The sequence below is a fragment of the Vibrio sp. YT-19(2023) genome, from assembly GCF_033337395.1.
The window spans coordinates 1-705 of the sequence record NZ_JAWOQN010000486.1 but is presented as its reverse complement, the minus strand read 5'-3'; the positions used below and the strand labels follow the sequence as shown (position 1 = coordinate 705).

Sequence of the window (705 nt, the reverse complement as noted above, 5' to 3'; positions counted from 1 at the left end):
CTGCGGTAGATGACGTTGCAAGAACTGAAGTAAGTACAATTTTAGCTGCGATGTTATTCATGGTAATTCTCCTATATTGACGTTGCAGTTCTAATAGAGCAAAGCATGTGCCAACTTCATAAGTAACTATTTTTAAAGCGTTTATTTTAAAACGGCCGTTATATTTAAGATGAGAGAGAAACCATTCGTGAATAATTTACACAGAAGAAATGTAATTTTTAATCATTGAAGAAGAAAAGATAAATAGAGAAGAAATAACACCTCATCCTTTCGTTTATTTTTGTACGCAAAAACCATCAAGAGAGATTAATTTCTAAGGATTACAATTCCACACAACAAATAAGGAAAGAAAAAACGATGTGGATATATAGTTTGCTGTTGATCTCACTATATTAATAACCAACCAGATTCTAAACAGACTTTGACAATATTTTGTCTTGTACAGCTTAAATAATACACGTACATTGTTTCTGTTATAGTGAAGAGGACATTTCTATGTCACTGCCAAGCCTGTTTCTAAGAATACAAGACCCCGCCCTCAAAGAGGCTATCGCTTCTTGTCAGGAATTACATAAGTTCCGTTTGTATGACACAGAAACGGACGATGATTGGATTGATCACTTCGTCGACGTTCAACCGGATGTCGCGATTGTCGAAGTGGCGCATTTCACTCACACTGATTACCAGCGACTTTCCGATATCGAA

At 35.9% G+C, this 705-nt stretch carries 1 pseudogene; it reads left to right on the top strand.

Features of this window, described 5'->3' with window-relative positions:
• Positions 1-495: 495 nt before the first annotated feature.
• A pseudogene (locus R7E78_RS26670) lies at positions 496-705 on the top strand (sigma-54-dependent Fis family transcriptional regulator); the annotation flags it as partial.